Annotated in this window: 16 protein-coding genes; 10 read left to right on the forward strand and 6 right to left on the reverse strand. The window is 62.2% G+C overall.

From position 1 onward, the window contains the following. Positions 1-211 precede the first annotated feature (211 nt). The 4 genes from IRI77_RS31475 (at position 212) to IRI77_RS31490 (ending at position 8,155) form a co-directional block, all read left to right on the forward strand. Positions 212-1,822, forward strand: a complete 1,611-nt coding sequence (locus tag IRI77_RS31475; protein ID WP_194448913.1) for a glycosyltransferase — start codon at positions 212-214, stop codon at positions 1,820-1,822. A gap of 373 nt (positions 1,823-2,195) precedes the next feature. Continuing rightward, the gene (locus IRI77_RS31480) at positions 2,196-5,657 is read left to right on the forward strand and encodes an outer membrane beta-barrel protein (protein WP_194448914.1); all 3,462 of its coding nucleotides are present in this window, start codon (positions 2,196-2,198) and stop codon (positions 5,655-5,657) included. Positions 5,658-5,725: 68 nt separating this feature from the next. Further along, a complete protein-coding gene (locus tag IRI77_RS31485; protein WP_194448915.1) occupies positions 5,726-6,871 on the forward strand; it encodes a pyridoxal phosphate-dependent aminotransferase in 1,146 nt (381 codons plus the stop codon). Positions 6,872-6,874: 3 nt separating this feature from the next. After that, positions 6,875-8,155 carry a SulP family inorganic anion transporter gene (locus IRI77_RS31490; protein ID WP_194448916.1) on the forward strand — a complete coding sequence of 427 codons (1,281 nt, stop codon included), beginning with the start codon at positions 6,875-6,877 and terminating at the stop codon, positions 8,153-8,155. A 23-nt stretch (positions 8,156-8,178) separates the two neighbouring features. On the opposite strand, the gene IRI77_RS31495 is transcribed toward IRI77_RS31490, so the two are convergent. The 3 genes from IRI77_RS31495 to IRI77_RS31505 all read right to left on the reverse strand — a co-directional run bounded on the left by IRI77_RS31495 (position 8,179) and on the right by IRI77_RS31505 (position 11,236). Beyond that, positions 8,179-8,796, reverse strand: a complete 618-nt coding sequence (locus IRI77_RS31495) for a hypothetical protein (protein ID WP_194448917.1) — start codon at positions 8,794-8,796, stop codon at positions 8,179-8,181. A 231-nt stretch (positions 8,797-9,027) separates the two neighbouring features. Beyond that, positions 9,028-10,452 (reverse strand): DASS family sodium-coupled anion symporter, encoded by a 1,425-nt coding sequence (locus tag IRI77_RS31500; protein ID WP_194448918.1) that lies wholly within the window; start codon positions 10,450-10,452, stop codon positions 9,028-9,030. Positions 10,453-10,546: 94 nt separating this feature from the next. Further along, positions 10,547-11,236: a metal-dependent transcriptional regulator gene (locus tag IRI77_RS31505; protein WP_194448919.1), complete on the reverse strand. Its 690-nt coding sequence runs from the start codon at positions 11,234-11,236 to the stop codon at positions 10,547-10,549. Between the two features lie 180 nt (positions 11,237-11,416). Between IRI77_RS31505 and IRI77_RS31510 the strand changes: the two genes are divergently transcribed. From IRI77_RS31510 to pdxA, 3 genes are read left to right on the forward strand one after another with little or no spacing between them, the layout of a single operon-like run. After that, the gene (locus IRI77_RS31510; protein ID WP_194448920.1) at positions 11,417-13,819 is read left to right on the forward strand and encodes a TonB-dependent receptor; all 2,403 of its coding nucleotides are present in this window, start codon (positions 11,417-11,419) and stop codon (positions 13,817-13,819) included. Between the two features lie 32 nt (positions 13,820-13,851). Next, the gene (locus IRI77_RS31515; RefSeq protein WP_194448921.1) at positions 13,852-14,832 is read left to right on the forward strand and encodes a four-carbon acid sugar kinase family protein; all 981 of its coding nucleotides are present in this window, start codon (positions 13,852-13,854) and stop codon (positions 14,830-14,832) included. Further along, a complete protein-coding gene (gene pdxA, locus IRI77_RS31520) occupies positions 14,814-15,776 on the forward strand; it encodes a 4-hydroxythreonine-4-phosphate dehydrogenase PdxA (RefSeq protein ID WP_194448922.1) in 963 nt (320 codons plus the stop codon). Before IRI77_RS31515 ends, pdxA begins: the two co-directional genes overlap by 19 nt. Here pdxA and IRI77_RS31525 read toward each other — a convergent pair. Further along, positions 15,766-16,854, reverse strand: coding sequence for an acyltransferase family protein (locus IRI77_RS31525; RefSeq protein WP_323745247.1), 1,089 nt, complete (start codon positions 16,852-16,854; stop codon positions 15,766-15,768). The genes pdxA and IRI77_RS31525 overlap by 11 nt on opposite strands. A gap of 26 nt (positions 16,855-16,880) precedes the next feature. Here IRI77_RS31525 and IRI77_RS31530 point away from each other — a divergent pair, with 26 nt between their 5' ends. Further along, positions 16,881-17,195 carry a hypothetical protein gene (locus tag IRI77_RS31530; protein WP_194448924.1) on the forward strand — a complete coding sequence of 105 codons (315 nt, stop codon included), beginning with the start codon at positions 16,881-16,883 and terminating at the stop codon, positions 17,193-17,195. Then, positions 17,192-18,844, forward strand: coding sequence for a M1 family metallopeptidase (locus IRI77_RS31535; RefSeq protein ID WP_228486419.1), 1,653 nt, complete (start codon positions 17,192-17,194; stop codon positions 18,842-18,844). The genes IRI77_RS31530 and IRI77_RS31535 overlap by 4 nt, the downstream gene beginning before the upstream one ends. A 24-nt stretch (positions 18,845-18,868) precedes the next feature. Here the strand turns inward: IRI77_RS31535 and IRI77_RS31540 are convergent, their stop codons facing one another. Beyond that, positions 18,869-20,416: an ADP-ribosylglycohydrolase family protein gene (locus tag IRI77_RS31540; protein ID WP_194448925.1), complete on the reverse strand. Its 1,548-nt coding sequence runs from the start codon at positions 20,414-20,416 to the stop codon at positions 18,869-18,871. A gap of 64 nt (positions 20,417-20,480) precedes the next feature. Then, positions 20,481-20,882 carry a hypothetical protein gene (locus IRI77_RS31545; RefSeq protein ID WP_194448926.1) on the reverse strand — a complete coding sequence of 134 codons (402 nt, stop codon included), beginning with the start codon at positions 20,880-20,882 and terminating at the stop codon, positions 20,481-20,483. A 105-nt stretch (positions 20,883-20,987) separates the two neighbouring features. On the opposite strand from IRI77_RS31545, the gene IRI77_RS31550 reads away from it, so the two are divergent. Beyond that, positions 20,988-21,716, forward strand: a complete 729-nt coding sequence (locus IRI77_RS31550; protein WP_194448927.1) for a DUF542 domain-containing protein — start codon at positions 20,988-20,990, stop codon at positions 21,714-21,716. Position 21,717 lies beyond the last annotated feature (1 nt).

Genomic DNA, 21,717 nt, shown 5'->3' on the forward strand with positions numbered 1-21,717 from the left:
GGCGGCATGGGCTAGGACATCCGGACCAGCCGGGTAAGGACAATTCTGAAAGAACAGAATGACATCCTTTGATGTAAAATGTTGGAGTTGCGAGTAATTGCAGAATCGTCCAGACCGTGCCGTCCGCAGGTGCAGTGCACGTATCGCCAGCACCGGCGTCCTCCGATGAGTCGCAACGGCAATCGCGGTTAACGGGAGCGGGCGTAAACCTATGGATTTAATTGGTTCGCTGGCACTTTTCCTGGCCCCTTCGAAGGTCGATCGCTGGACTCGGGCGCTGACTGACAACACGTTTTCCGGCATCCACCAACTGGGTTGGTTTGACTGGCTGCTGCTGGTGCCGTACTTCGTCCTGCTGACGATCCTGGCCATCTATGGGGCGCACCGGTATGCGGTTGTCCGCGGCTATCTAAAGTACAAGCACCGTGTTCCGCTGGTGCCCGAGACCAAGTTTGCAGCACTACCCCGCGTGACGGTCCAACTGCCGCTCTTCAACGAACGGAACGTGGTGGATCAGTTGCTGGAGTCGGTGCTGAAGCTGCGGTACCCCAAGGAACTGCTGGAGATCCAGGTTCTGGACGACTCGACCGACGACACGCATCCTTATACGGAAGCGCTGGTGGCCCGGTTGAAGGCGCAGGGGCATCCGATTGAGTACATTCACCGGACGGATCGGACCGGATTCAAGGCGGGCGCGCTGCAGGCCGGGATGGCGCAGGCAAAGGGTGAGTTCATGGCCGTGTTTGACGCCGACTTCATCCCGCCGGAAGACTTTCTGGAGAAGACGATCCACTTCTTCTCCGATCCGAACATCGGAGTGGTGCAGACCCGATGGACGTATCTCAACCGTGATTTCAGCCTGCTGACGGAAGTGCAGGCGCTGATGCTGGACGGGCATTTCGCGCTCGAGCATGTGGCGCGCTTCGGGCAGGGTTTGTTCTTTAATTTCAACGGGACGGCCGGGATTCTGCGCCGGGTCATGATCAACGATGCCGGCGGCTGGCAGCACGACACGCTGACCGAAGACTCGGACCTGAGCTACCGGGCGCAATTGAAGGGCTGGCGGTTCATCTACCTACCGTGGATTGAATGCCCCAGTGAGCTGCCGGTGGACACGTATGGTTTCCAGGTGCAGCAGCAGCGCTGGGCCAAGGGCCTGACTCAGGTGGCTTTGAAGTTGCTGCCGGCCATCTTCCGCGCGAAGATCGGCTGGCGGGAGAAGGCCGAGGCGTGGTTCCACCTGACGCCGAACCTGAGCTACCCGCTGATGGTGATCGTCTCGGCGCTGATGCTGCCGGTGATGATTGTACGGTTCTATATTGGTTGGGGCCAGATGCTGCTGATCGACGCGCCACTGATCGTTTGTTCGTTCTGGTCTGTCGTCACCTTCTATCTTTTGGCTGAGCACGAGCTGTACCCGAACAATTGGAAAAGGGCGATCTTCATTCTGCCCTTCCTGTTGGCGATGGGGGTGGCCCTGACGATCTCGAACACCAAGGCGGTGATCGAGGCACTGATGGGCAAACAGTCCGCGTTCGTGCGGACGCCGAAGTATGCTCCGAAGGCTGCGGGCAGCCTGGGTGCGACGGCATACAAACGGAAGTCGGGATGGCTGCCCTTTGCCGAGATCGGCATGGGCTGCTTCTTCCTTTTCATGGCTTTGTACTGCATTGAAGTCATGAACTTCTTCGCTCTTCCTTTCCTGATGATCTTCGTCAGCGGGTATTTCTGGGCCGGATTCTCCACGCTTTGGCAGGAGCATCAGGCGCGTCTCCGCTATCAACGCGACTCGGCAAAGGTCGAAGTCGAGGCTATCAGTTAAGGGCCGTCCTACCCGGCACAGAACCGCACGCAGGGAGCCTCTCGCCATGTGCTCCAGCGACGGGTCCGCGCATACGTACGGCGGGACCGGATGGTTTCTTTTTTCGTCAGATCAATTTTTTCGATAGCGTGACAGCTCAGTTCTCGCTTACAATCACAGATCATCAGGCAGTAAACCGAGAACCGATTCTCCCGTCACGGTTCTCCCCGCACCTCCCTCAAAGCAGTACATCGCTGCGTAGCGATACAAGCGCTCTCAAGTACTGAGCCCACCAAACTCAATCAGTTCAGTTCCGGGTTTGAATGCGCCCGGGGCCCGAGTTACGTGACTTCAGGGGAGATACCACCACATGCAGTTCAATAAGTCTCTGGTAATGAGCGCATTACGGGGCATGCGAACATTGCCGCTTCTAGCGGCCATGCTTGCGACCACTTTTAACGTTCAGGGGCAGTCGATTTATGGGAGTCTTCGGGGCCTGATCGCCGATAGTTCAGGGGGGACGATCGCCAACGCGAAGGTTTCCATTATCGATGAGGGGACGAACCAGTCCCGTGCGGTGATTTCGAACACCAGTGGCGAATACAGCTTTGCGTCGGTGACCCCGGCGACATACAAACTGGTGGCGGAAGCGCCTGGTTTCAAGAAGTTTGAACGGACGGGCATCTCCATCGCGACGCAGCAGTCTGTCGGGCTGGACGTGAAGATGGAAGTGGGCGCAGTGACTGAGAGTGTGATGGTGACGGAAGAGGTTCCGCTGCTGGAAACCGCTACCGCATCCCAGGGCCAAGTGGTGGACCGGCAGAAGTTGACGGACCTGCCGAACCTGGGCCGCAACCCCTTTATGATGTCCCGCCTGGCGCCAACAGTGGTGCAGGTGGGCAATCCCGCGTACAACCGCATGCAGGACCAGTCCGGTTCCTCGCAGATCTCGATCAACGGCGGTCCGGTACGCGGCAACAACTATCTGATTGACGGTGTGCCGATTACCGATTTTTCGAATCGCGCCATCATCATCCCCTCGCTGGAAGCGGTGTCGGAAATGAAGGTCCAGTATGCGACGTATGACGCGGAGATGGGGCGGACGGGGGGTGGCGTTTTCAACACGCTGCTGAAGTCCGGATCCAACCAGGCGCACGGTTCGCTGATGGGCTACATGCGCCAGACCGACTGGCTGGCCAACACCTTCTTCAACAACCGCAACAAGATTGGGATTACGGACCAGCCGTTCCGTAACTATGGCGGATCGTTCGGTGCTCCGGTGTTCATCCCGAAGGTTTACAACGGCAAGAACAAGTCGTTTTTCTGGCTGGGGTTCGAAGGCTACCGCGATACGCAGGCGGCCAGCCGCGAGCAGTACACGCCGACCGCGCTGGAGCGCATTGGCGACTTCTCGCAGACAAAGAACAGCGCGGGCGGTCAGCTCACGATCTACGATCCGCTGACGACCCTGGCTGACGGTTCGCGCACGGCCTTCGCGGGGAACGTGATTCCGCTGAGCCGGCAGGACACGGTAGGCAAGAACATTGCCGCCACCTACATGATGCCGAACAAAGCATCGGGCGGGAACTACTACGGTCAGAACAACCTGGCGGGCGCCGGACCGCTGGCCTCCAAGGCGGATCAGTTGTTCGGAAAGTTTGACCAGCAGCTCACCACCTGGTGGCGGGCGAGCCTGAGCTACATGCGCTACAACTCGGCGGAGCCTGGTGAGAACCCGTATCCGACGATCTCGTCTCCGGACCAGTGGCTGCTGCGGCGGTATGTCGATGCGACGGCCATCAACACGACGATTACGCCCTCACCCACCTGGGTGGTGACGGTTCGTTACGGCTTCAACCGCTTCCCGAATATCGGCACGCAGAAGTCGCAGAATTTCAACCTTGCGACCCTCGGCTTCAGCAACGCGTTCATCAAGGACGTTCCTTCACCGACGTTTCCGAACGTGACGATGCAGAACGCGTATTCGCTGGGCACGAACAACAACTTCAACTACGTACATCATTCGAAGAACTTCAACGCTTCGGCCGCCAAGTACCTGGGCCGCCACAGCCTGAAGTTTGGCTATGACTACCGCAGAATGCACGACGACGGGCTGGATTTCGGCAACAGCGCCGGCGCCTTCACCTTCGCCAACACATTCACGCGAGCCAATTCCAACTCCTCGACCAGCGCTTCGGGCGCCGATATGGCGGACATGCTGCTTGGCGCTCCGGCTGGAGCCACAGGCTTCATTCCGACGAAGCTCTATCAGTACGTCGATTACCAAGCCCTATACCTGCACGACGACTTCCGCGTCAGCACCAAGCTGACCCTGAACATCGGCCTGCGGTGGGAGCGGGAGACCGGCCTGAAGGAAGTCAACAATAACCTGATCACCGGGTTCGACCCGAACGCCACCAACCCGATCACCGCCACTTCCGGTGTTACGACGAAGGGCGTGTTCCTGTTCGCCGGGCAACCGGGCGCCAGCACGACCACCGGCAATCCGAACCTGAGCAAGTGGTCACCGCGTGTCGGCCTGGCCTACCAGTGGAACTCGAAGACCGTGATCCGTGCCGGCTACGGCATGTTCTGGGCTCCGAACTTCGCGCTGGGCTCGCCGTATAACAGTGAAGGCATCACGGCCACCTCGGCGCCTTCCGCTTCGAATGACGGCAACAAGACTCCGCTGATTTCGCTTTCCAATCCGTTCCCGAACGGCCTGGACAAGCCGGTGGGCAATTCCCTGGGCGGCCTGACCGGTATCGGCAAGCCGATGACGATCTTTTCGCCGACGGCGACCTCGCCGCGGGTGCAGCAGTTCTCGTTCGATATCCAGCGCGACTTGGGTAGCGGCTGGGTGACCTCCATCGGCTACTCCGGTTCGCGTTCGGCCCACCTGACCTGGACGACCGCCGCGGAGAATATCAACCAGTTGGATCCCAAGTACTTCAGCATGGGTTCCGCGCTGAACGCCGCGGTGGCGAATCCTTACTACCAGAAGGGCGGCGTGGCGGCTATCGGCGGCGCCACGGTGGCGGCGAACCAGTTGCTGCGGCCTTTCCCGCAGTTCGCTTCAGTGAATTACACGAACAACGACAACAACACCGCGCAGTTCGACTCCATGGTGATCCGGGCCCAAAAGAGCATGTCCAAAGGCCTGACGCTGGTGACGGCTTACACGTGGTCGAAGAACTTCGACATGGGTGGCGGCGGTCCCGGCAACAACCTGAACTCCGGCAACGGCGGTCCCCAGGATGTTTACTCCATGGGCGGCGAATACGGCCTGGCGTACTCAAGCTCCCCGCATCGCTGGACGAATGCGGTGACCTACGAATTGCCTTTCGGCAAGGGCAAGCAGATGTTGTCCGGTGTTTCCCGCACCATGGACTATATCGTTGGCGGCTGGTCCGTCAACGCCATCTCGACCTTCCAGACCGGCTACCCGCTGATGATCTACATGAACAACAACGGCAACTCGGGTCTGGGTGCGTCGCGGCAGCGTCCGAACGCGACTGGCGTTTCTCCGGAAGCGTCCGGCAGCTTCGGCCAGCGGATCGACGGCTGGATCAACAAGGCAGCCTTTACGGACGCGGCTCCGTTCACGCTGGGCAACGTATCGCGCACGATTTCGATGCGTGGTCCGGGGCAGGCCAACTGGGACATCTCGGTGTTCAAGACGGCGCAGATCTTCGAGAGCCTGAAGGTCCAGTTCCGGGCCGAGGCGCTCAACGCCATGAACACTCCGCTGTTCCGCGGGCCCAACACGGCCTGGGGCAGCGGTTCGTTCGGCACCATCACTTCGCAGGGCAACTTCCCACGCATGCTTCAGTTGGGCATGCGCGTGTACTTCTAACTATTAACCGCGGGCGGCGGGACCTGAGTCGCGCTGCCCGCATTGAAAGTCAGTCTGGGGGCAAAACAATGACTAACCTTCTCTCGCACGAACAGAAAGTCGAACTAATCAAGCGCGGATTCAGCCGGCGCAGCATGGGCCGTCTTGGCCTGCTTCTGGGCGCCGGATCGTCGCTGCCCTTTTTTAACGAGCCGGCGCTTGCGCAGCTCTCCAACATCGGCCGGATTTCGGCGGATGCGGTAAAGATCAACGCCAACGAGAACCCGATGGGTCCTTGCCCCGAGGCGGCGGAGGCGATTCACAGCGTCGTCCAGAAGGGCGGCCGTTATCTTTACGAAGAGACGTTCGACTTTTCGAAGACCCTGGCGGACCAGGAAGGCGTGAAGCCGAACTACGTGATGCCGTTCGCGGGCTCCAGCGATCCGCTGCACCGCGCGGTGCTGGCGTTCACCTCGCCCACCAAGCCTTTGGTGATGGGCGATCCCGGATACGAAGCCGGCCAGCGCGCCGCCGCTTTCATTGGATCCAAAGTGATCACGGTGCCGCTGACCAAGACCTATGCGCACGACGTGAAGGCGATGGTGGCCGCGAGTCCCGACGCCGGTGTGTTCTACATCTGCAACCCGAACAACCCGACTGGCACGATCACAAAGAAGTCGGACATTGAATGGCTGGTGGCGAACAAGCCGGCCGGCAGCATCCTGCTGCTGGACGAAGCCTACATCCACCTGAGCGGCGAAGCCTTCGGGACGGACCTGGTGGCGGCCGACAAGGACGTCATCGTTCTCCGCACGTTCTCGAAGCTGTACGGCATGGCGGGCCTGCGTGCCGGCGCGGCGATCGGCCGTCCGGACCTGCTCTCCAAGATCCAGCACTACGGGGCGGGCGCGCTGCCGGTGACGGGTATGATCGGCGCCCACGCCAGCCTGAAGGTGAAGACGCTGGTGCCCGAGCGCCGGAAGATCATCGCCGACATCCGCAACGACACGTTCGACTGGATGACCAAGAAGAACTACAGCTTCGTGCCCTCAGTGAGCAACAAGTTCATGGTGGACGTGAAGCGGCCCGGCCAGGAAGTGGTGAAGGCGATGGCGGCCGAGAAGGTCTACATCGGCCGTGTCTGGAAGGCGTGGCCCACGCACGTTCGTGTTTCGGTCGGGACCAAGGAAGAGATGGCCAAGTTTAAGGTGGCGTTCGAAAAAGTAATGGCTTAAGCCATGCAACTACCCAAACTCCGCTATACGTGGAAAACGATGGCGGGCGACCTGAGCGGCGGCTTCATTGCCGCCCTCATCGCACTGCCGTACGGACTGGCGATGGCAGCCCTGATGGGGCTGCCGCCGGTCCTGGGTGTCTTCACATCCCTGCTCACTTCACCGATCACGGCGATTCTAGGTAGGAATCCGGTCCTGATCGGCGGAACGTCTTCGGTCACCGTCCCATTCATTGCTGAGGCCGTGCGGTTGCACGGGTTGGGTGGCGCCGCCAAAGTAAGCCTTGTCGCTTCCGTTTTCATGATGGCCTTTTCTCTTATGCGGCTCGGGCGGTATGTCTCCATGGTGCCTCACCCGGTGGTCACGGGCTTTTCCTGTGGCATCGGTGGCATGATGGTGGTTTCTCAGCTGTTCACAATTACCGGAATTAAGGGTTCCGGCAGCGGCTCGATGGTCGAGACTCTGGTGGTCATCGCACAGCGATTGACGGAGGCGCGGTTTCAACCACTGTTGCTCTCGCTTCTCGTAATTGGGGTGTGCGTGCTGATCGCCAAGCTCTGGCCGAGACTGCCCGCGCCGCTGATCGGGGTCGGGGTGGCCCTGCTGGCGGCGAAGGTATTCGCATTCCGTGAGGCCCAGGTGGGCGTACTCTCCTTGGAATTGCCGCCGTTCGCCGGGTTCGCGTGGGCGCCGAAAGATGTCTTTTCGGTTTTGCCCACCGGGTTTGCACTAGCGTTCGTATCCAGCGTCAACATCCTGATCACGTCGCGCGTCGTGGAGCACTTCCGCGGCCGGCACATCAAGATGAAAAAGGTGGATGCGGATGTGGAGTTGGGTGCCTACGGCATTTCCAACGTGATCGCCGGCATGTTCGGGGCGCCGATGAGTGTCGGGATTCCGGCGCGCAGCCTGGCGAGCATCCGCTGCGGCGGGACGACCCGCATGTCGAACATCTTTCACGCGGCGGTTCTGGCTGCCGTGATCGGTTTCGGCTCAGGTATCCTGGCGCAGATCCCGCTGGCCGCACTGGCCGGGGTGACCGCCTGGATGGGCTTCTGCCTGTTGGACTGGTCGGCGTGGCGCCGCATCCCCCGCATGAAGGCGGTGGATGCAGCGTCGTTCCTGACGACGGCCCTGCTGGTGCTGTGCGTCAACGCCGTGGCCGCAGTGGCGGTGGGCTGCTCGTTCTACGGGGTCGAATACCTGTGGAAGAAATGGAAACTGGCCGGCGCCGACGCTGCCCTGGGGGAGCTTCAAGCCGAGGCCGGCAAACAGCGCGGCTGAGGCGGCCGCAGAGACAGTGAGGACTAGCGTGCGCCGCGGTGTTGAAGGGCGTGCTCGCCGAGGACGTCGAAGTCGATGCGGTCAGCGATCAACTGGGCGCCGGTGAGCGAGCGCCTGGAGACACCTTCCTTGGTGTGCCCTTTGGTGTTCCCGGCGATGTGATAGATCTCATGGGCCAGGACGCGAGCCATCGCGCGGCCCATAAGCGTATTGCCCTGGGCGATCTGTCCGCCGTGCATCGCGCTGCGGGCGGCCACCCGGACTTTGTCGCACAGAACTTCGCTGAAGGGGAGAACCTCTCCATCGGTGGTATGGGTGAATGCGAGCGGACCGCGTTCATCCAGCATCACCGGTTCGGTCTGCATGCGGCAGTTGCCGCGGAACTTGACCAGCACCAGATCCGAAACTTCGGTGCCTTCCTTCATCTCCTCGCGAAGGCGCCATTCCACCTGAATGGAGGACTTCTGCAGCAGAGTGTTCAACTCGCGCCGCATCTCGACAAGAGACTCAGCCGGGGGTTGATTCTCATACTGTACAACTAGGGTAAGTGGGGCGTTGAGGGACGGGAGGCCTTCAAATCCCCAGGCGAGGCTCGTCGTCATGGCGACGGTGATCAGGCAGTTCACATTCAGGAAGCGCACAGGGCAACCCTCTAGACCGGCCACTCTCTCGGGAGCCAGTCCACCTACAGTATATTCAAGATTCCGGTGAGCGCAAGGGCCCGATCCGGACCTTTGACTCTGATATCGAGCGAATTGCGCGTGAGCTTTATGCTCAAGCTGGCTGGAATGAGCTGGTCCTGAGGGGGCGCGCTGGGAGCCTTGATGCTCCCTAGTCCATTGATTCAAAGCTGGTTAGATGAATCTCCAGGCCTACCAAAGGCCGAGGAGTTTCCACCAACCGAAGCCGACTGTGCCCCACACCAGGAGGTGGCACAGGGAGATCACAAAACCGATTCGCCACCAATCCTTCATGGAAACGTAGCCTTGCGCGAAGAACATCGGGGCCGGGGTGGTGCCATAGTTGGTCAGGCCGGCGCTGAGATTGAGGAAGCAGGCGAGGCTGAACACGACGAGGCCGAGCGGTGCTCCGCTGTGCGCGAGCAGGACCAGGAATGGCGCGTACATCGCCAGCATGTGGGCCGTGATGCTGGCGAAAAAGTAGTGGGAGTAGTAGAAGATGAGCACCGCAATGACAAGGAGCGGGAACCAGTGCAAACCCTCGAAGCGGGCCCCAACTGCCTTGGCGAAGGTCTCGGTCACTCCGTTTTCGTTCAGGGCTTTGCCCAGCCGGAGCAGGCCGCCATACCAGAGGAAGATGTCCCAGGCGGCGTGCTCGCTGATGATGTGCTCCCAATCGAGGACGCCGGTTACCAGCAGCACCATGCTGCCCAGGAGGGCGGCCACGGTGATGTCGATCCCGGTCCAACTGGAGGAGACCCAGGCTCCGCAGACTCCAGCGAAGACGACGGACAGGAGTTTTTCCTTGGAGGAGAGCGGCCCCATCTTCTCAAGCTCGGCGCGGGCGAATTCGGCTGCTTCCGGAGTACGCCTGACCTCGGGCGGGAACAGCTTCATGACCACCCAGGGAACGAGCGCCAGTGAGATCAGCCCGGGGACGATGCCGGCGACGAGCCATCCACCCCAGGTGACACGGTAGCCCAGGTTTCCGGCCATCTGTGCGGCCAGCGGGTTGCTGGCCTGGCCGGTGTAGAACATGGCGGCGGTCACGCAGATCGCCTGGTAGACGCCGGCCATCAGGAAGGCCCCTACGCGATTCGCGGTGGCGCCCGGCGTGGATCCATAGAGTTCAGCGATGGACCTCACAATGGGCAGGATTACGCCGCCGGAGCGGGCGCCGTTGGAAGGGATGATGGTCGCCAGCACCATATCGGAGAGGGAAAGGGCGTACGAGACGCCGAGAGTGCTGTGTCCGAACAGGCGGACGAAGCCAAGCGCGATGCGGCGGGCGAGTCCGGTATTGATGAGTGCGCGCGAGATGAAGAAGGCGGCCTGGACGAGCCAGACGGTGGAGTCGGCGTAGCCGCCCAGCGCGTCAGAGAGCTTCATCGTTGTCAGCAGCGGCGTGAGGGTGATGGCCAGCAGGACGAGACCGCCGCCCGGGATGGGCCGGATGATGAGGCCGGCGACGGTGGCGAAGAAGAGGCCGGTCAGGTGCCACGCCGAAGCGGTGAGAGAGGCGGGCCCGGGGAAGAGCTCCGTGATGATCAGGTAGATGGCGATGAGAACGGCGAAGCCCCACACGGTGCGGCGCCAATTCTGTTGGGGCGCTGACACTAAGCCGCGCTCCGCGTGAGCATCTCAGGGGCGGAGCGGTGCGTGTGCCAGAGGGGCCGGAGCATAGCTCACAGTATATGAAGTTTCGAGTGGATTACTGGCTGACGTAAACCGCGCTGGAGAGGCGGACCGTCAGGGATATGTCCTGCGTAGCCGGGCCGATGCGGACGCGCATGGGACGGCTGCCTGCGCGGCGTTCCGTCACGGTGAGCTGGGTGCGGGGCACGATGCCGAGATGCTTCAATTCGCGCAGGACGTCGGGGCGGCGGTCCGAGACGCTGGTCACCACGCCCGCATTGCCCGCGGGTAGTTCAGCGAGGCAGACTTCGCGGCGTTCCGGCAGGCTTCCGTCCTTGCGGGGAATGCCGTGGCCGTGCGGATCGATGAGCGGGTCGCCCAGCTTGGCGGCGATGCGCTCCTCCATGCGTTCCGAGATGAAGTGTTCCAGCCGTTCGGCCTCGGCGTGGACCTCGTCCCAGGGGTAGTCGAGGATGTCGTGCAGGAAGAGTTCGATCAGGCGGTGGTGGCGGATGACCTCAAGCGCCCTGCGTTTGCCGGCGGCGGTGAGACGCGCTCCGCGGTGTTTCTCGTATTCGACCAGTGGCGTCTCCTGGCCGGACAGCTTCTGGAGCATGCCCGTGATGGAGGCCGGCCGAACCTGCAGGTGCTCCGCCAGGGCGTTGCTGGTGACCCGGTCTTCCTGGGGGCCGCCAATGGTGAGGATCGCCTTCAGGTAATCGTCGGTCGATTCGCTGTTCGCGCGTGTCGTGCTCTTCTTTGCCACTCAACCTAAACCTAGCCCATGGCGGCGGAGAGCCGCAACCTGTCCGATGACAGCGGAAAAGTGGCCATTCCCCACTGGAATTGGCCCGGATGCGGGAATCGCTTGCCAAACCAGCCCAATCCGCTTAGAATTCAATTTAGGCACACCTAAATTCTGGGGACGGGGACAACTTAACACTGCATGCGCCACCACTTTCGCTGGTTTTGGCCGGTCTATTTCTACGTCTGTTCGTGCGCCTTCGGGCAGAGCACCGCCTCAGTGGCGGGCACGGTGCACGACCAGACTGGCGCTCCTGTATCCGGAGCGCACGTGGTCGTGAAGAGTCCGCTGACGAACTTTGAGCGAAGCTCGGTGGCCGACGCGGACGGCGCCTTCCAGCTCACAAACATCCCCGCCAGGAACTACGAAGTGCGTGTCGAGGCGCCCGGATTCCGGCCCTTTGAAACGACGGTCACGCTGACCGCGCGACTGACGGCGGAGTTGCAGGTGAAACTCGAGCTGGCCGCGAATGAGACGCATGTGAGCGTGACAGCCAGCGATCGGGCGCTGCTGGTGAATGCGGAAGAGACCGGCACACGTGCCCAGTTGAGCGAGACCGACATTGGCAAGATGGCGCTGCAGGTGGGCAATCGGGGACTGGAGGCAGTGGTCGTCAGCTTCCCCGGGTTCGCGCAGAATGCGAACGGCGCGATCCACCCACGGGGCGCGCACAATCAGATGTCGTTCATCATCGACGGCATGCCGATCACGGATCAGCTCACCGGCGCCTTTGCCAATTCCGTGGACCCCAACATTGTTCAAAACGTGGAACTGTTCACAGGCAACATCCCGGCGGAGTTCGGCAACAAAGTCTCGGCGGTGGTGAACGTGACGAGCAAGACCGGACTGGGTACGGGCCGGCTGTTGGGGGGATCCATCGCAGTCAGTGGCGCGGGATTCGATACGTTGTCGCAGGTGACACAGGTGGCCGGTGAGAAGGGCCGGCTCGGGTTTACCTTTTCGCTGAACACGATGAAGTCCAACCGCTACCTGGACCAGGTTTCGCTGGACAACCTGCACAACGGCGGCAATTCGCAGCGAGCGTTTTCCAGGTTGGATTACCAGGCCGGCGCGCACGACGTGCTGCGGTTGAATCTGCTGGCCGGACGTTCGTCCTTCGAACTGGCAAACCTGCGGTCGCAGCAGGCACGGGGGATGGACGAGCGGCAGGAGTTGCGGGATGTTTCCGCTGCCCTGGGCTGGGTTCATACATTCAACGCGAACACTTTGTGGAGCAGCAACTCTTCCTACCGGACGACCGTAGCCCAGCTGTTCCCGAGTGCCGGCGATTTTCCTGTCACCGCTGCGCAGGCGCGGCATTTGTCGACGGTCACGCTGCTGAACCAGTTGGGCATTGTGCGCGGGCGGCACAATATCCGTTTTGGCGCCGATATCCAGCATTTTCCGGTGAGCGAGAACTTCTCGTTCGGCATTACGGATCCAGCGTTCAACGCGCCGGAGTCCGCGAGCTACCTGCCGAACCTGTTGGCCTTCGATCTCAGCCGCGGCGGCCGCCTCTTCCAGTTCTCCAAGCGAGCTTCGGGTTCGCTCTACTCCAGCTACCTGCAGGACGAAATCAGCCTGGGCAACTGGCACGTCTCCGCCGGGCTGCGCTTCGACAACTACCGGTTTCTGGTGCATGGCAGCCAATTCCAGCCGCGGCTGGGCCTTTCCTATAACATTCGCGGGACGGGTACGGTGTTGCGAGCCTCCTACAACCGGCTGTATCAAACGCCTCCCAACGAGAACCTGTTGATTTCGAACTCTGATGAATCGAGTGTGCTGGTGGCGCCCGACATCCGGGCGACCGTGGGCAGCGCTGTCGTGCTAATCCGGCCTGAGCGGCAGAACCTGTATGAAATGGGCCTGCAGCAGGCAGTGGGGCGGAAGGTCAGTCTGAACGCGTCGTTCTACCACAAGGACGCGAAAGACCAGCAGGACAACAACAGCTTCTTCAACACGCCCATTATTTTCCCGATGCAGTTGAAGTCGATCCGTGTGAATTCGGTGGAGGGCCGGATGGTGGTGACTCCGGTAAGCGGCTTCTCGGGTTCGCTCAGCGTGACTCATGCTCGGGCCATCTCCACGCCGCCATTCACGGGCGGCCTCTACATCGGCAATGGGGACGTCGCGCTGTTGAATTCAGGGCCGTTCGTGATCGATCACGACCAGGTGCTGAGCCTGCAGACGATTGTGAACTACACCGGCAAGAAGGGGTTCTACGCTACGTGCTCGATGCGTTACGACAGCGGATTGGTGACGGCCGCCGTGGATCCGGCGCAAGTGCGGAACGATCCGGATTACGCGGATCTGCTGCCGCTGGTGAACCTGACTTCGGCTCCACCGCGCACCCGGCCTCGCGCCGTCACCGATCTGGTGTTGGGCTACCAGCATCTGCGCGGAGAGAAGCGGCACTGGGAAGCTTCCCTGCAGATCTCGAACATCAGCAACGAGCGGGCACTGTACAACTTCCAATCCGCTTTTGTCGGCACGCGGCTGGTGCAGCCTCGAACGGCCGGGGTCCGGCTCACCTGGTTCTTCTGACAAGCCGGTGCGTTTCCATGTATGTATAAAGGGTGGGCAGGCTGCAGGTGTTGGCACTGGCCGATGATCTGACGGGCGCGCTGGAAGCGGGCGCCCGCTTCCGTGACTCCGCCGTGCTGTTGAAATCGCAGGCGGACCGGGCCGAGAGCGTGTTGGTGCTGGATACGGAGTCGCGCCACCTGGCGCCCGATGTCGCGGCGTTCCGGCTGCTTGGCGCCATGGAGAACCTGGTCTCGGACATTGTGTACAAGAAGACGGACTCCACATTACGCGGCAATATCGGGGCGGAGTTCAAGGCACTGCTGGGCGCGTATCCCGAGTCGGTGATCTGCTATGTGCCCGCGTATCCCGAATTGGGCCGGACCGTCCGCAGTGGAGTATTGCTGGTGGACGGGGTCCCGGTTCATCTGACCAGTTTTGCGCGGGACCCGCTCAACCCGGTGACGGAGAGCCATGTGTGGAAGGTGTTGGCCGCACAGGGCTGCGATCTGGAGCGGATCCGCATCTTTGATGGAGAGACGCCGGAGGATGTCCGTGCGGCGGCGGACGAGGCACTGTCGGCGACGCGGCCCGTGGTGGCCGCAGGTCCGGCGGCCCTGGCCGGGGCTCTCGCACAGGCCCTGGGGATAGTGAGCAAGGCCCCGGAACGGTGGCCGCAAATCTCCGATTGTGTAGTGATCAATGGGAGCGCGCACCCCGCTTCGTCCGCGCAGGTGGAGATGGCGCGGCAGCAAGGCATCCCATGGGCGTTTGACCGGGCGGCTGGCGCGCACGACACGCTGATCATCTTTGGCGGTGATACGGCGCGCGGGGTTCTGCATCGGCTCGACGATCCGGTGCTTCACCCGTTGGGCGAAATATTGCCGGGGGTTCCGGTGTCGTTGTTCGAGCACGAAGGGCGGCGGCGGGTGCTCATCAGCAAAGCCGGCGGTTATGGTGCGCCGGATCTTCTGCTGCGGTTGTACGCACGGCTCTGCCAGACTGAGAAGGAACCATGGAACTGCTCGGCATAACCATGGGCGACTCCAGTGGAGTCGGCCCGGAGATCCTCCTGAATGCCTTTCAGCGAGGTGAGATCACATGTCCGTTCGTCGCCTACGGCGACACGGCGGCACTGGAACGCTACAACACACACGGTGTCGAGTTGCGCTCCATCACGCAGCCGGACGAGTACCGGCCGGGTGTCCTGAACGTAGTGAACGCGGGGCTGATGAGCGGAGCGGACGTCACGCCGGGCGCGATCAATGCGAAGTCGGGCCATGCCGCGCGGGAGTATGTGATCGCGGCCACGAAGGCTGCCCTGGCCGGCCAGATCACGGCTATGGTCACGCTGCCGATGAACAAGGAAGCCACGCAGCTGACGGACCCTGGTTTCACCGGTCACACCGAGTTGATTGGCGCGCTGTGTGGTGTGGAGGACGTCACCATCATGCTGGCGTCGGACCAGTTGATTGTGACGCACGTGAGCACGCATTGCTCGCTGTCCGATGCGATTGCACGGGCGAAGTTCGACCGGATCTGCACGATCATCCGCATGACCAGCGAGGCGGTACTGCGGCTGAAGCCGGAGGCGAAGATTGCGGTGGCGGGCCTGAATCCGCATGCCGGCGAGAATGGACTGTTTGGCGAGGAAGAGATCCGCGAGATCCGGCCGGCCGTGGAATGGGCGCAGGCGCAAGGGATGCCCGTCGAGGGGCCGTTTCCTCCGGATACGGTCTTTTTCCTGGCCGTTAGGAAGAAGCGCTACGACGCCATCGTCTGCATGTACCACGACCAGGGCCACATCCCGCTGAAGCTGCTCGATTTCGAGGCGGGTGTGAATGTCGCTTTGGGGCTGCCGATCATCCGGACTTCCGTGGACCACGGCACGGCCTTCGACATCGCGGGGCAGGGCATCGCGTCGACGGTCAGCCTGCTGCGCGCCATCGAATTCGCACAGCGCCTGATCAGAACTTGAGGAACCACTGTTTGCGCCACAGCGCCCAGGCGATGAGATAGAGGATCAGGACATTCGCCAGGGCGTAGAGCAGGCTCGCGTTGATCGGCGAGGTGACAGCGAGGCAGACGTTCTGGTGGAACGAGGCTCCGGCTCCGCTGCGGAGGGCGATCTTGGCCAGGGCGCCGCTCAGCAGGAACATCAGGATCGCGTTGGAGCCAAAGATCTCGAAGGGGCGGAACCACTGGCCGAAGCCGCGCACGTCGCTGAGGTAATACCAGGCTCCGAAGAGGAGTGAGGCGAGTCCGGCCATCAGCACGGAATAGGACGTCGTCCACAGGTTCTTGTTGAATGGCATCCAGATGGCGAGCACATAGGCGAGAGCAAGCAGCGCCGCGCCGGAGCCGAGCAACAGGCGCAGACGTTGTAGAGGTTCGGAGAAGCGCCGCAGCAGGTGGCCGGTGAGGATCCCGAAGAAGACCGTCCCGATGGCCGGCAGGGTACTGACGATGCCCTCGGGATCCCAGACTTTTGTGACGCGCCACATGTGGCCGCTGAGGAACTGGGTGTCGACGTAGCGGGCGAAATTGCACTCCTTGGTGAGTGAGCCGGGGCCGCACTCCGGGGTGGGATAGAGCGTCATGAGGCCCCAGTAGAGGGCGTTCAGGCCGACGAGCCAGGCGATCTGTCCCCGCACCTTCGTGAACAGGAAGATGACGCCGGCGATCAAATAGCAGACCGCGATGCGCTGCAGGACGCCGGGAACTCGAATGGTGGCGAAGTCGATGTTCGGGAAGGGGCCCATCAGGAAGCCCAAAAGGAAGATGATGACGGCTCGCTGGATGGTGTGGCGGAGCAGCGCGCCGCGATCGTCTCCACGTTCCATGCGTCGGGCGGTGGACAGGGTCATGGCCACGCCCACGATCCACAGGAAGAACGGAAAGACAGTGTCGGTGAACGTCCAGCCGTGCCATTCGGCGTGTTCCAGCGGTGCATAGGTGGGGCCGGGCCCGGGATTGTTGACCAGAATCATGGAAGCGATCGTCGCGCCTCGAAACAGATCGAGTGCCTGGAGTCTTGCTCTCGGGGCGGTGGTCATCTCAGTGAGACGCTACCATATCGGACATGACCGAAGAGGTGGGGCTGTTGGTGTGCGGCGACAATCACTTCATTGTGCGAGGGCCGCGGCCGTCCTTGCAGGAGGCCCTGGCGCTTGCCCGGCGGTGGTCAGTGATTACCATCGGCAGCGGCATCGTGGCGACCGGCGAGCAGCTTCCCTGGCGGGTGTCGACACGCGCGTTCCGCGAAGAGTTGAGTTGGGCCGTCCGGGTGGACGGCAGCCCGCCGTCGGAAGCCGTGGCCCAGTTGTTGAGGGAACTGGAGCAGCGCGGAGTCGAGATCCGGATGCCCAATCGCGCTAGCCTAAAGACAGAATCGTGACCGACATCCACTCCTATTCGAATCCCACGGAATCCCGTGTGCGCCACGTCGAGCTCGACCTGGCCGTCTCCTTTGCCGAGAAGAAGCTGCGTGGGGCTGCGACGCTGACGCTGGACCAGGCCGGCAAGACGCTGGTGCTGGACACGCGCGATCTCCACATCCTGCGCGTGAACGGTTCGTCGTCGGGCTTTATGCTCGGGGCGAGGGACAAGTTTCTGGGCGCTCCGTTGACGATTCCGCTGGCGCCGGGTGTTCGCAGCGTGGTGGTCGAGTACGAGACTGCTCCGGAGGCTTCTGGCCTGCAGTGGCTGGAGCCGCCGCAGACCGCGGGGAAGAAGCATCCCTTTCTGTTCTCCCAGTCGCAGGCGATCCATGCACGGTCGTGGATCCCGATTCAGGATTCACCTGGTGTCCGGGTGACCTACTCGGCGCGGATTCATGCTCCAGTGCCGCTGACCCCGCTGATGTCGGCGCGCGTGGTGCGGCCCGGCCACTTCCATCTGCCCGAGCCGATTCCGCCCTATCTCATCGCCATCGCGGTGGGCGATTTGCAGTTCCAGGCGATTGGCCAGCGTTGCGGCGTCTGGGCCGAGCCCTCGGTGCTGAAGGGCGCGGCGTGGGAATTCGCCGACATGGAAAAGATGGTAGCGGCCGCGGAGAGCCTCTACGGGCCCTATCGCTGGGGCCGCTACGACCTGCTGGTGCTGCCTCCTTCGTTCCCGTTCGGCGGCATGGAGAACCCGTGCCTGACCTTCGCCACGCCTACGGTGATTGCGGGCGACCGGTCGCTGGTCTCGCTGGTCTCGCATGAGCTGGCGCATTCGTGGTCGGGCAATCTGGTGACGAATGCGACCTGGTCTGACTTCTGGCTGAACGAAGGGTTCACCACCTACATTGAGCGCCGGATCCAGGAGGCGCTGTACGGCCGCCGCCAATCCGAGATGGAGTTCGCCATCGAGGTGGGGGAACTCAAGGATGAGATGAAGGACCTGCCCCCGGCCGATCAGCATCTGGCGGTCGACCTGAAGGGCCGGGATCCGGATGACGGCATGACGCAGGTGCCGTACGGAAAGGGTGCGCTGCTGCTGCGGAAGCTGGAAGAGAAGTACGGCCGCGAGAAGTTCGACGCCTGGATCCGGTCGTATTTCGATCACTTCGCGTTTCAGTCGATCACGACGGACCAGTTTGTCGCGTACCTGCATCAGTCGTTTCCCAACGAGAACCTGGACGCCTGGATTCATCATCCGGGCTTGCCGCCGGACGCTCCGAAGATCAGCTTCGACTTCGAGACGAAGCCGCGCAAGGCCTGGGTCACGGCGGAATGGCTGCACTGGCTGCGGTCGCTGGCCGAGGATCTGAGTGCCCCGAAGATGGCCGATCTGGATCAGCAATGGGACTTCACCCATGCCGGCAACAGCGAAGTGGCGGCCCAGTGGCTGCTGATGGCCGTGCGTGCGAAGTATGAGCCGGCCTATCCCCGGCTGCAGGAGTTCCTGGTGCAGGTGGGGCGCCGCAAGTTTGTGAAGCCGCTGTTCGAGGCGCTGGTGAAGACACCGGACGGCCGAGCCCGGGCGCAGTCCATCTATCAGCAGGCTCGGTCCGGCTATCACCCGATCACGCAGGCCACGGTGGACGCGATCCTGAAGTAGGCCGCGTCCACGCTCGACGTGAGGTTAGCGGAAGACTACGAGGTTGCTGAGGGCGATTTTCGCCCCCTTGGATCCCTGGTACGGCTCGCCCTTCACCACCAGTTTCAGAGTGTGCTTGCCGGGCTTGAGCGCGAAGTCGTGGTAGACGCTTTCGCCGCCCTTGCTCGCATCTTCATCGGGATAGACGTCGACTGTCGAGGCGAGCTTGCCATCCATATACACGTCGGCAAGGCCGCCGTCCGGCAGGTAGAGGCCTACCAGGATGACACCGCGGCCCTCGAAGGAGATCTCGGCGGAGGCGCCCTTCGTGGATGAGATGCGCGATCCCGTATTGCGGCTCGATTCGTCGGTCCAATGGCCGTTCCACTGCCAGCGGGGGTCGTTGATCGCCACACGCTCAGCGGGCGAGCCGTAGTCGTCCCAGACCTCCAGTTTCGGGGCTTTCGCCGCCTGGGCAGGAACCGTCAGCTTGTCGCCTTCCACCTTGCCTCCGGCTCGCTTGACCACTGCCAGCGCGCGGTTGTAGGTGCTGTCGACGATGGTCTCGAAGGTGAAGTCGGTGTACTGGAACTTACGATTGGCAAGCGGCGGGATGCCGCTCTTCCACTGATCCGGAATTCGATTCCAGCCCAGCATCGTGCCCAGCACGCCCGCGGCCGAGGAGGGATTGCAGTCGGAATCCTGCCCGGCGCGAGTCGAGATCTGGATGGTCTTGGTCATGTCGCCATCGCCGTACAGGAGGCCCAGGGCGATGTAGGCTCCGTTGATCTTGGCATCAATGTTGAAAGGCTTCAGGGCGCCTTCGGGGCAGGGCTCGCGTTTGTTCCACTTCTCCTCGATGAGGTGCCACGCCTTCTCCCAGTCGTTCGGGTTCTGCTTGTGCCAGGTCATCAGGTCCGAAATCAACTGGCCGTAGGGGCTCTTGGCCGGGATGCAGGCCAGGCCGGCTTCCACTACCTTGTGGGGGTCGGATTCAAAGAACGCGTCGGCATACATACAGCCCACGAACATGCCGCCGTAGATGCCGTCGCCGTAGTTCATGACGCGGCCGGCGCGCCAGGCGATGTCGTTGGCGACCTGTGGGAGTCCAGGCGTCATCAGGCCGATGAAGTCGGCTTCGATCTGGAAGTCGATGTCGTTGGCGTGGGCGTTGTATTTGGGAGTGCCGGACAGAGTGGCGGGCACTCCGCGCTTCAGGGCCCGGCGGGCGGCGAGGTTCGCATGCCAAAGGTTGTAGCGCGCGTTCTTGAACATGGCGCCGAAGTCGTCCGTGGTGGCGTCGAGGCCCTTGTCGTCCAGAACCTTGGCGAACGTCATGTCGACATAGAGGTCGTCCTGGTTCAGGGCGTTATCGACCTTGGAGGGTTTCCACTCGGGCAATTTGTCGACCGGGATGATCTTTTCGTTGAAGCGGAACTCGGTGGGCGCGCCGTAGCTGACGCCGAACATCTGCCCGGCCCAGCCGCCACGGATGCGGTCTTTGAGGTCGGCCAGGGAGATCGTCCTGGTCTTGGCCGGCTGGGCGGCACAAAGGGAAATTGACAAAATAAAAGCAGCACTGAACCGGTTCATAGCTTCTCCGTCCCAAACAGTATCACTCGTGCTCCAGCGGCGTCAAAGCAGAGCCTGGATGAACTCACGCGGCACGGAACGAGGGCTTGCCGGCCCTCAGCCAGCCGCCAAGGCAGACCGCGGGCGTCCACAGGATCAGCAGCCCGACCTGATACCACAGCTGGGTCTGACCCCACGTGAACGCGGTGGACACAAAGCCCAGCAACTCACCCCACAGGATGAGGCCCAGGATGTGGTGCCAAGGCTTGAACGGCGCCAGCCGTGCCGTCACCCAGCCGCCGGCGACGGACCAGATTGTGCTGGTGGCGAGGCTGATCGCGGCCAGGGAATCGGGGGGCAGGCGGCCTGCCACATAGCGGTCGGGAAACACTGCCATGAGCAGACCGTCGGTGGCGACCACCAGAGCTCCGACTGAGGCCCAGCCAGCCAGAACGGAGAGAACGCTGCGGACCGTGGTGCTTGCCATGCGGAGTATCTTACCCGGCGGTTAGCATATTTCCAAGCCGATTGTGATATTGGTCACAGACCGGCAAGGGCCGGCGGGTGGAAACTGGCATCAGGAGAACGACCGATGATTCAAACCGCCGCCGCTACTGTTGGAGACTGGACCGCCCGCAACTTCCGTTGCGTCGTGGTTGTGGAAAAGTATGGCATCGACTTTCACCAGGAAGCTGATGTCCTCATCGACGAAGCGTGCCGGCAGCGCGGGCTGAACCTGGAAGCCGTTCTCAGTGAGTTGCAGGCAGCGGCGGCGCCCAGGCAGGCCGTGTCCGGTGACTGGGCGAACATCTCGCTGCGCGAGCTGACGAAGCACATCAACGCCCGCCATCACGAGTACCTGAAACTGGAGTTGCCCCGGCTGCGGCAGCGGCTAGACCGCATGGCCACGCGCCACGGCGAGCGGGACGGCGCTTTGCTGAGCCGACTGCACGCTGTCTACTGCGGGTTGCAGGAAGAACTGGAGCTGCATCTCCACAAAGAGGAAATGATCCTCTTCCCGGTCATCAACCGCTATGACTCGGCTGCGGAGACGGGCTACCCCATTGGTGCGCCGCCGTTCGGCACCGTGCGCAATCCGATCCAGATGATGCTGCGCGAGCACGACGGAGCCACCGACGCGCTGAAGCAGATGCGGGCGATCACCCGCGACTACGTGCCGGCCGACTATGCATGTGCGAACTTCCGGGCCGTGTTTGCTTCCCTGGAAGAGCTGGAAGCCGACCTGCTGGAGCACATCCGCGTCGAGAATGAGTTTCTGTTTCCCCGCGCCGCCGAACTCGAGAAGGCACTGTTGGGGTGAG

The sequence above is a fragment of the Paludibaculum fermentans genome (assembly GCF_015277775.1).
GTDB classification, from domain to species: domain Bacteria; phylum Acidobacteriota; class Terriglobia; order Bryobacterales; family Bryobacteraceae; genus Paludibaculum; species Paludibaculum fermentans.

What these genes read in the sequence shown, in the direction of transcription:
- IRI77_RS31475 (WP_194448913.1), top strand. Translation starts at nt 212, where the DNA reads ATGGATTTAATTGGTTCGCTGGCACTTTTCCTGGCCCCTTCGAAGGTC.
- IRI77_RS31480 (WP_194448914.1), top strand. Translation starts at nt 2,196, where the DNA reads ATGAGCGCATTACGGGGCATGCGAACATTGCCGCTTCTAGCGGCCATG.
- IRI77_RS31485 (WP_194448915.1), top strand. Translation starts at nt 5,726, where the DNA reads ATGACTAACCTTCTCTCGCACGAACAGAAAGTCGAACTAATCAAGCGC.
- IRI77_RS31490 (WP_194448916.1), top strand. Translation starts at nt 6,875, where the DNA reads ATGCAACTACCCAAACTCCGCTATACGTGGAAAACGATGGCGGGCGAC.
- IRI77_RS31510 (WP_194448920.1), top strand. Translation starts at nt 11,417, where the DNA reads ATGCGCCACCACTTTCGCTGGTTTTGGCCGGTCTATTTCTACGTCTGT.
- pdxA (WP_194448922.1), top strand. Translation starts at nt 14,814, where the DNA reads ATGGAACTGCTCGGCATAACCATGGGCGACTCCAGTGGAGTCGGCCCG.
- IRI77_RS31525 (WP_323745247.1), bottom strand. Translation starts at nt 16,854, where the DNA reads ATGACCACCGCCCCGAGAGCAAGACTCCAGGCACTCGATCTGTTTCGA.
- IRI77_RS31530 (WP_194448924.1), top strand. Translation starts at nt 16,881, where the DNA reads ATGACCGAAGAGGTGGGGCTGTTGGTGTGCGGCGACAATCACTTCATT.
- IRI77_RS31540 (WP_194448925.1), bottom strand. Translation starts at nt 20,416, where the DNA reads ATGAACCGGTTCAGTGCTGCTTTTATTTTGTCAATTTCCCTTTGTGCC.
- IRI77_RS31545 (WP_194448926.1), bottom strand. Translation starts at nt 20,882, where the DNA reads ATGGCAAGCACCACGGTCCGCAGCGTTCTCTCCGTTCTGGCTGGCTGG.
- IRI77_RS31550 (WP_194448927.1), top strand. Translation starts at nt 20,988, where the DNA reads ATGATTCAAACCGCCGCCGCTACTGTTGGAGACTGGACCGCCCGCAAC.